Genomic DNA, 8,841 nt, shown 5'->3' on the forward strand with positions numbered 1-8,841 from the left:
GACTGAATATGCCGAATTTGATGCAGAATTAAAATTTACCATTCCTAATCAAAAAGCTGCTGACCATAAAGCGTGTCTTTGTGGAGAAATCCTCAAAGGAGTGTTGAAACCTTGGCAGTGTAAAGTTTTTGGGACAGCTTGCACTCCAGAAACACCGATTGGAACTTGCATGGTTTCTTCTGAAGGTGCTTGTGCAGCTTATTATAAGTATGGTCGCTTTTCTCACCTGGCTAAAAAAATGATGCTTGATAAAACACTTGACAAAGAAAAGGTAAGAGTGTAGAAAAATCACAAGTCAAAAATCAACACTGAAAAAATCATTGGGGAATGCATATGTCACATGTCACCGTCCAAGTTGCTGAATGTCATTCTATTCGACTGAAGCGGAAACTAGCGCAAGCAGTCACTCACGCACTTGTTTCTACTTTGAATACTAAACCTGAATGGGTGACAGTTCACGTAGATAAATTTGAACGCGAAAAAAATTAGGCTGTTGGAGGTCTACTACATTCAGATAAGCATAGTGGTAGACACGATCACAAAACCACAAGATAATTCACGCATTCAAAAATGGAATTCTTCATTTTGAATTTTGAGATTGCGTCGCAACGCTGACGCAACGCTGCGCGATTTTGAATTGGAGCGTGATCGCCCCTTGGGCGGCTCCCCTTGGGAGCATCGTGGGTCACTATCAGTGATAGAGTCAAACCTGTAGACTTTGAGCAAGTGAGAAAAACTCTACAGAAGCATCTTCATGCAAGTCAAAGCGGACATCACGCAACAAAACTCACAACCCCTTCGTGTCGTTATTGCAGGTGGTTCAATGAGTGGTTTATGTGCAGGTTTAGCGCTGCACTGTATCGGTTGTGATGTAGAAATTTTTGAACGCGCCTCCTACCAAGGGGTAACGCCTACATTTGGTAGTGTTCAAAGTCACGGTGCTGCTGTTGTTGTGCAGATGGAAATCAATCAGTTTCTGGCAGAACATGGTATTAGCATACCAGAAGCGGTGGGTATGACTTCGTGCAAGAGACAGTATATAACTGGAGATGGCAGCATTATTTGGGAAGAATCAACACCCCAAGTTATGATTTCTTGGGATATGCTGTATCATCAACTGCGGAAAGTTTTCCCAGATGAACGTTACCATCAAGGTAACAGTGTCATTGGTTTTCAGTTGAGTGACGACTGCGTGGTGGTGCACTTTGAAGACGAAAGGGAAGAAAAATGTGATTTACTCATTGGGGCTGACGGTGTTGATTCAACCATACGTCAGCAACTGATACTAAATGCTATGCCTCAGTATGCAGGCTACATTGCATGGCGAGGGTTGATAGACGAAAATGTACTTTCATCAGACGTTGCAAAATTCTTTGCCGATAAATTCACCTTTTTTAACGGACCCAGCATGCAGACACTGTGCTATCTGGTCCCTGGACCAAACGGGGAGTTAGACGAAGGAAAACGCCGTCTCAACTGGCTTTGGTATTTTAATGTCTCAGATGGCGAAGAGTTGAATGCAGTCATGACCAACCACCAAGGACGAGTACGAAGATTTTTTATGCCTCAAGGAGAGGTTCGAGAAGAAGTCGTCCAACAGATGAGAGTAGTAGCAAAGAGATATTTACCAGAAATCTTTCAGTATTTTTTTGAACTAACAGACAAACCCTTCATTCAACCTATCTACGACTTATCTGTACCACGTATGGTTTTTGGACGGGTGTGTTTAATTGGCGATGCTGCATTTGTCGTCCGTCCTCACACGGCTGCGGGGATTTCTAAAGCTGTGACGAATGCTATTGAACTCGCCCAAGGGTTACAGGAATCTGGTGGTGATGTGGTGGCGGCGTTAGAACAATGGGAACCAATCCAGTTAGCGATGGGGAATTACCTCAAGGTTTTGGGCGTCACTTTAGGAAATCGTTCTAGACTGGGTCACCCCTTTGGGGAATTCAAAATTCATGGTTGCTGAGCGCACTTGTACTGAGCGGAGTCGAAGTAATCGAAGCAAAATTCAAAAGTATCAGAGAAATTTTGTAGGTTGGGTCGAAGATATGAGACCCAACAACCCTGTAAATGTTGGGTTTCGCTTTGCTCAACCCAACCTACCATTAATAGTCAGGACTTACGCAAAATTATGAAAAAATAAACCGCAAAGGACGCAAAGATCACGAAGTTAAGAGAGTTTAAAAGAGTTTTTGCGTAAGTCCTAAATAGTATGGATAAATCCGCTAAAATATTTAAACAGAATTTAGAATGAACTTCTCCTTATCTGACTCACCACAGAATTTCCTCTTTCAAAAAATCGAAAAAGTCCGCCGTCATCAAGGTAAAGTGCGAGACACTCATATCACCCTCGCACATGGTAGTGGTGGCAAAGCAATGCGCGATTTAATTGATGATATCTTTGTCAATACTTTTGATAATCCAACTCTGTCTCAATTAGAAGACCAAGCCAGTTTTGATTTGGCAAGTTTTATGAAACAGGGAGACAGACTTGCTTTTACAACTGATTCTTATGTTGTTGACCCTTTGTTTTTTCCGGGTGGTGATATTGGAACATTAGCCATCAATGGTACGGTTAATGATTTAGCAATGAGTGGTGCCAAACCGTTATATCTTAGCTGTAGTGTCATTTTAGAAGAAGGACTTGCTGTAGAAACTTTGCGGCGTGTTGCGCAAAGTATGCAAGCAGCAACGAAAAAAGCTGGCGTACAAGTTGTGACTGGTGACACAAAAGTAGTCCATCGTGGTGCAGCAGATAAATTATTTATTAATACCTCTGGTATTGGTGTTATTCCAACGGGAGTAAATATTTCTGCCCATAATATTCAGCCAGGAGATGCAGTTATTATTAATGGTGAGTTGGGCAATCATGGCACAGCAATTTTAATTGCCCGTGGGGAATTGGCATTAGAAACTGATATTGAAAGCGACTGTCAGCCGTTGAATGGTTTAGTTGAAACTATCCTAAATGTTTGTCCTGACGTTCATGCTATGCGGGATGCAACACGCGGTGGTTTAGCCACAGTGTTAAATGAATTTGCTCTGGGTTCTGGTGTGGGAATTCGCTTAGATGAGCAGTCTATCCCAGTGCGTGAAGAAGTCAAGGGCGTTTGCGAACTTTTAGGTTTAGATCCATTGTATTTGGCAAATGAAGGTAAGTTAGTTGTTGTGGTAGGACGCGAAAATGCTGACGCTGTTGTCTCAGCTATGAAATCTCACCCAGCCGGAAAAGATGCTTGTATTATTGGTGAAGTCATTCCCTCACCTTCTGGTGTTGTCTTTTTAAAAACCGCTTTTGGTGCTGAACGTATTGTTGATATGCTTGTTGGTGAGCAATTACCAAGAATTTGTTAATTCACCGGAATGCACCTCATCCATAGTATGCCTTGAACTTAAGTACCCTACGAGAAGCTGCCCAAAGGGCGTCTACTCAGAATTTCTTTCTTTGCGGACTAACATTATGGTGCAAAATCTGAGTTAATTCAAGAATTTGTTAAATCTGGTACGTTGCACTGCAAAAATCACCTCTACCATTGAAGATTGACTAAGCATTCACTCAGCACTTCAATGCATGAATTAGGAATTACTCAAAATGTTGTGGCTATTGTAGCTGAATATGCCAATGGCACACAAGTCAAAAGAGTATTGTTAGAAATTGGTAAGCTTTCAGCTATTATGCCAGAAGCAGTGCAATTTTGTTTTGATATTTGTACTCAAGGAACTGTTTTAGAAGGGGCAAAGTTAGATATTTTAGAAACCCCAGGATTAGCAAAATGCCGTCAATGTGGTGCCGAAATTCCTTTAGAAAAACCTTTTGGAACCTGTAGATGTGGTAGCGTGCATTTGGATTTAATAGCTGGGGAAGAACTGAAAATTAAGGAAATCGAAATAGAGGAAGTATGTGTGTAACCTGTGGTTGTTCTGATGATGCTGAAGTGAAAATGACCAATCCTGAAACAGGCGAAGTCGCAACAATGGACTCATCAAATAATACCCACCATCATCATACTCATACTTTACCAGATGGTACTGTCATCACTCATTCCCACAGTCACGACCATGTCACAGAAGCATCTCAAATTCATGCCAAGGTACATGGCACAACTCTCGCTTTAGAGCATGATATTTTAGCAAAAAATAATCTAATAGCTGCCCAAAATAGAGGATGGTTTAAAGGTAGAAATATCCTCGCATTAAATCTTATGAGTTCTCCTGGTGCAGGAAAAACAACTCTCTTAACTCGAACCATCAATGATTTAAAGCATCAGTTGCCTATCAACGTTATTGAAGGCGACCAAGAAACAACAAATGATGCCAAAAAAATTCAAGAAACTGGTTGTAAAGTTGTCCAAATCAACACTGGGACAGGCTGTCATTTAGATGCAGCAATGGTGGAACGAGGGCTACAACAACTCAAACCACCTCTCGATTCAGTGGTGATGATTGAGAATGTTGGCAATCTTGTTTGTCCAGCTTTATTTGATTTAGGAGAACTTTTTAAAGTCGTCATTCTCTCAGTCACGGAAGGAGAAGATAAGCCGATAAAATATCCTCATATCTTCCGCGCTAGTCAGGTGATGATTCTCACGAAAATAGATTTGCTGCCTCATGTACAATTTGATGTTCAGCGTTGTGTAGAATACGCGAAGCAAGTTAATCCCCAAATTCAAGTTTTTCAGGTTTCTGCAATAACAGGAACTGGATTAGAGAATTGGTATGAGTGGCTATCTAGCAAAGTAGCGAATCTGTCAACTTCAACTTCTGTATAGCAATCCGCGCAGGATTCGTGAAATTCTCTCTTCTCTCTTTTCTTGGCGTCCTTGGCGACGCCAGTCGCCTACGGAGGGAGACCCTCCTGCAGCGCTGGCTCGTCTTGGCGGTTCGTAAAAAAATAGTTTTCACAAATCATCTAGGATTGCTATATAACTGATATGCTAGTGCGAACAATGGTTACTTGAAATATCAGGGTATGTCTCAGAAAAAAGCGGCTTTAAAGTTCGTGATTTTGCTGGGTATTGTCAGCCTCTGTGCAGATGCAACTTATGAGGGGGCGCGTAGCATTACGGGGGCTTATCTTGGAGTTTTAGGCGCTAGTGCTACTGTAGTAGGGCTTGTAGCGGGTTTGGGAGAGTTAATTGGCTATGGTTTTCGCTTAGTGATAGGTTATATCAGCGACCAAACGCGAAAATACTGGGGAATTACTACTCTTGGTTATGTCTTTAATACAGCAGTCGTGCCCCTCCTAGCTTTTGCAGGACGTTGGGAAGTCGCAGCAGGACTGATGATTGCTGAACGCACAGGAAAAGCGATTCGTACCCCTCCACGAGATGTGCTGCTTTCCCATGCTGCAAGTCAAGTCGGCAGAGGTTTTGGCTTTGGCTTGCATGAAGCCCTGGATCAAATTGGTGCCGTCATCGGACCATTAGCTGTAGCAGCAGTGATTTATTTGAAAGGAGGGTATCAGCGTGGTTTCGCAATTTTGATTGTGCCAGCTGTCTTAGGGTTATGTGTGCTTTTAGTAGCACAAAAACTTTACCCCAACCCTCGTGATTTTGAACAGGAAACCCCAACACTCAAAGGAGAAGGTTTACCACAAGTCTTTTGGATTTATCTAGGTGCTGTAGCACTTGTTGCTGCTGGGTATGCAGATTTTCCCCTGATTGCTTATCATTTCCACAAAGGAGCCATAGCGACTGAGCAAACGATTCCCTTGCTTTACGCTATGGCTATGGGAGTTGATGCTGTAGCAGCGCTGGTGTTTGGGCGTCTTTTTGATCGAGTTGGCATTTCTATCCTCGCAATAGCAGTTTTCCTGTCATTAATGTTCGCCCCGTTAGTCTTCCTAGGAAGTTCCAATCTTGCCCTTTTGGGAATGATTTTGTGGGGTATTGGAATGGGGGCACAGGAATCAATTTTGAAAGCTGCTGTCGCTGGTATAGTACCGATAGACAAACGTGCTTCTGCTTACGGTATTTTTAGCGCTGGCTACGGTTTGTCGTGGTTTTTAGGGAGTGCCTTAATGGGAATTTTATATGACCAATCAGTCAGCTTACTGGTTGGGTTTTCAGTCGTCATTCAACTCGCTGCTATTCCCATTTTGTTGTTGGTAGGAAAGCACTCAATACAGTCATAGCCAATCTCGATAAGCTGATATCTCATTAACGCTAATTTCAAATGGCGTCCCCTTCCCAAATGGTGGATAAACGCGGATCTTAGCGCTACTGGCAAACCGTTCTAGCCTATTTCCAATGGGTGCAATATTGCTGACTATATGCCAGTAACTGACAATGTCAGGACAATCAATGACTAGCATGAGGTAGCCACCATCTGTCGTAATATACCACTGACAGTTAGACAATAATGCTCGTGTTATTTGGTCACACGCTTCAAAAAAGCATCTGCCAGTGGAATGTTCGAGTTGACTTCGCAATATTTTGTCAAGGTGCGTCGCTTCTGTTGAAGGTAAATCCTCTGGAGGAAGGAAGGGTTTATTTTTCATTGGAACCCCTTCAGGTTGCAAGGTGGGTTTGGAGGAAGTTGGGTTTACGATTATTCCTATGTTGTCAGCCAATGCAAATCCAACCACAAACGTGGATGTATTCGCTTGACATTCGACATAGGATCACGCAATAGTCGCGTTGCGTTGAGGAAAACTACCTGAACGAGTCCCATATTTTCTGCTAGTTCTCGCAAAATTTCTTTGTGAGTTTGCACATCGGGCATCATTTTTTCAGAGCAATAAATTCCTATGTATCGCAAGCGCTTAGGAGGTCGTCCCCAGTAAGAGGAGATAACTTTCACATAACAGCCGTCTAGTAATTCTCCGACTTTTGGGTAATAGTGAGTGACGACCCTCATGAATTCTTGTGCTAGGATATCTTCACTAATCATGAAACACTATGATTATGTAAGGATTGTCACATGATTTAATATAACATAATTTGGCTCTCTTCATGTGAAAAAATATCCGAAATTATTATAAAATTAAGGGTTTACCTTTATCACAATAGTTAGAAGTCATCATGGAAAAGCCTTCCATTAAAAATTCATAAAGAAAAAGCGTAGAGTATGCATTCTATACTCTACGCTTGTCGTTATCTAGCGATAGAAAATGAGTCATTTTTTAAACTCAAAATTATCATGTTTATTTATTAATGTGATTTTTATATACACATTAATATTTAAAATTTGAATTTTGAACTCTCATTCTTATCGAACATTACGCTCGGAAAACAACACTTCTGCTACCATAACTGGTAAATCCGTCATGTCAATATATCTGTCTGAACCATGAATTGGTGAAATAAAAGTGTAATTTGGATCGCACGCTCCAGTATCATAAACTTGGACATACCACCTATCAGGAAATCCTGCGACAGCAAGTTCTACGATGTACCAATTTTGACCAGTTAGGCGAGAATTAACAATGACAAACCATTGTCTGTCCTCATCTGAAATATTCCATTCAGCCATGAGGAATTCTAACGCTATGTGTCCCGCGTCGGTTGTAGTTAATAACATTATTTACTCCTTTTTTGGAATTTCAGGATACAATCCCAGTTCCTTAGATAGCTCACGTGCAACATGGATAAGAAACTGAGCTCCATCTGGATTATTGTTGTGTGCAAATCCACTTGCAACTTGTAACATTGTCTGTATCAAACCAGCATCAAGCAATTCTGGCTTAGCTTCTAAAACTTCTGGTTCTTGACCATTGGGACAACGAAGTAGCTGGTCAATGAGGTTGAAATATAAGTCTTCTCTTTGTGCTGTCATAGTTGGTTCTATTGTTCAATACCTTGTTGCCAAAGTCTTTCTAACATTTCTACTTGTTGCTGAAAAACACCTGCGCGATAAACGAGATATCTGTCATAGAAAAAAACAAGTAGTCCAAGAATTATAGGAAATAATAAAAGGAACCATTGTAATATTTTGACAATTTTGTCTTGTGTTTTATGATTGAGAGATTGCTTGACAAAATTGGTGACAGAAAATTCTACATGAGAGCTATCTTGATAGGAATTTGTACCTTCTTGCAGAGCTAATCCAACTTTACTTGTACTATTCTGATTCACTTCACAGGTTGAATTCTTTGTTTGTGCTAGTAACTCCATATGGCGCTCCCAAACCATACTAAATACCACAATTTCTGGAGAAAGCACCACTAAAGTAACTGTACAAACTGTGAGTAGTTGAACAAGTTTCAATTTCATTCAGCTATCATGAGTAACTGTTAACTATTAACTATTTGGGAACTAAGCTGTCACCCTTGGGGTATCTCCTCCTCCAGACAGCACTTTGTAAGTGCTGCAAAGACTTGCACCAACCCATAGCGTTCTGAAAGAAAGACAAAGAACATGGCTGCCTCACTGTTTTTCTTGCGGATTGAATTTTGTAAGCGCAGCCGTGCCCTAGGCATGGGGCTTAGGGCATATTTTAAATTTTGAATTTTTAAGAAGCCCCCCCTCCTTCCTAGACTGGCGTCTAGAAGTTTGGGGGGTAGAGGGGAATCTCTGCGTAAATCCTATATGTTTTATATCAGTTGTCTTTGCTGAGGAGGGTTTATCAGTCGCAGATCAAGATTATTAAATTAATTATGATTGTACTCAAAGCCTGTCATTCTTATCTCATGAGTGTTACAAAAATTTTTTGGGGTAGAGGTGCTAGACTTTTCGTGTAGTGGTACTAGTATTTACGTTGAGGGGGGTCTGGCTGTTGTGTACTCAACATCAAACTTATATGGAGTTTGGTATTGACAAGTTTTATCTGCTATTTTATAGGAAATTAAGCTTGTACTCAAAAATGGTATGATTATATAAATATATAGTTGAGTTT

General features: G+C 41.1%; 10 protein-coding genes and 2 pseudogenes. 7 read left to right on the forward strand and 5 right to left on the reverse strand.

Features of this window, described 5'->3' with window-relative positions; translation table 11 throughout:
• From DP116_RS29650 to DP116_RS23835, 7 genes and pseudogenes are all read left to right on the forward strand, one after another.
• Positions 1-283, forward strand: a pseudogene (locus DP116_RS29650) (hydrogenase formation protein HypD); the annotation flags it as partial.
• Positions 284-333: 50 nt separating this feature from the next.
• Positions 334-486, forward strand: a pseudogene (locus DP116_RS23810) (tautomerase family protein); the annotation flags it as partial.
• A 268-nt stretch (positions 487-754) separates the two neighbouring features.
• Complete coding sequence (locus DP116_RS23815; RefSeq protein ID WP_169157521.1) at positions 755-1,972, forward strand: FAD binding domain-containing protein; 1,218 nt, start codon at positions 755-757, stop codon at positions 1,970-1,972.
• Positions 1,973-2,256: 284 nt separating this feature from the next.
• Positions 2,257-3,360 (forward strand): hydrogenase expression/formation protein HypE, encoded by a 1,104-nt coding sequence (gene hypE, locus DP116_RS23820; RefSeq protein WP_169157522.1) that lies wholly within the window; start codon positions 2,257-2,259, stop codon positions 3,358-3,360.
• Between the two features lie 213 nt (positions 3,361-3,573).
• Positions 3,574-3,915: a hydrogenase maturation nickel metallochaperone HypA gene (gene hypA, locus DP116_RS23825; RefSeq protein ID WP_169157523.1), complete on the forward strand. Its 342-nt coding sequence runs from the start codon at positions 3,574-3,576 to the stop codon at positions 3,913-3,915.
• Positions 3,906-4,775 (forward strand): hydrogenase nickel incorporation protein HypB, encoded by an 870-nt coding sequence (gene hypB / locus DP116_RS23830; RefSeq protein WP_169157524.1) that lies wholly within the window; start codon positions 3,906-3,908, stop codon positions 4,773-4,775. Before hypA ends, hypB begins: the two co-directional genes overlap by 10 nt.
• Positions 4,776-4,975: 200 nt before the next feature.
• The gene (locus DP116_RS23835; protein WP_169157525.1) at positions 4,976-6,139 is read left to right on the forward strand and encodes an MFS transporter; all 1,164 of its coding nucleotides are present in this window, start codon (positions 4,976-4,978) and stop codon (positions 6,137-6,139) included.
• On the opposite strand, the gene DP116_RS23840 is transcribed toward DP116_RS23835, so the two are convergent.
• The 5 genes from DP116_RS23840 to DP116_RS23860 form a co-directional block, all read right to left on the reverse strand.
• Entirely contained in the window at positions 6,134-6,505 is a 372-nt protein-coding gene (locus tag DP116_RS23840; RefSeq protein WP_169157526.1) for a hypothetical protein, read from the reverse strand. The two genes, DP116_RS23835 and DP116_RS23840, sit on opposite strands and share 6 nt — an antisense overlap.
• A 56-nt stretch (positions 6,506-6,561) precedes the next feature.
• Positions 6,562-6,897: a hypothetical protein gene (locus DP116_RS23845; protein WP_169157527.1), complete on the reverse strand. Its 336-nt coding sequence runs from the start codon at positions 6,895-6,897 to the stop codon at positions 6,562-6,564.
• 318 nt (positions 6,898-7,215) lie between these two features.
• Positions 7,216-7,527, reverse strand: coding sequence for a hypothetical protein (locus DP116_RS23850; protein ID WP_169157528.1), 312 nt, complete (start codon positions 7,525-7,527; stop codon positions 7,216-7,218).
• Positions 7,528-7,530: 3 nt separating this feature from the next.
• Positions 7,531-7,782 (reverse strand): hypothetical protein, encoded by a 252-nt coding sequence (locus DP116_RS23855; protein WP_169157529.1) that lies wholly within the window; start codon positions 7,780-7,782, stop codon positions 7,531-7,533.
• An 8-nt stretch (positions 7,783-7,790) separates the two neighbouring features.
• Entirely contained in the window at positions 7,791-8,219 is a 429-nt protein-coding gene (locus tag DP116_RS23860) for a hypothetical protein (RefSeq protein ID WP_169157530.1), read from the reverse strand.
• Between the last annotated feature and the right edge of the window lie 622 nt (positions 8,220-8,841).

Source organism: Brasilonema bromeliae SPC951, assembly GCF_012912135.1.
In the GTDB taxonomy this organism is placed as follows: Bacteria; Cyanobacteriota; Cyanobacteriia; order Cyanobacteriales; family Nostocaceae; genus Brasilonema; species Brasilonema bromeliae.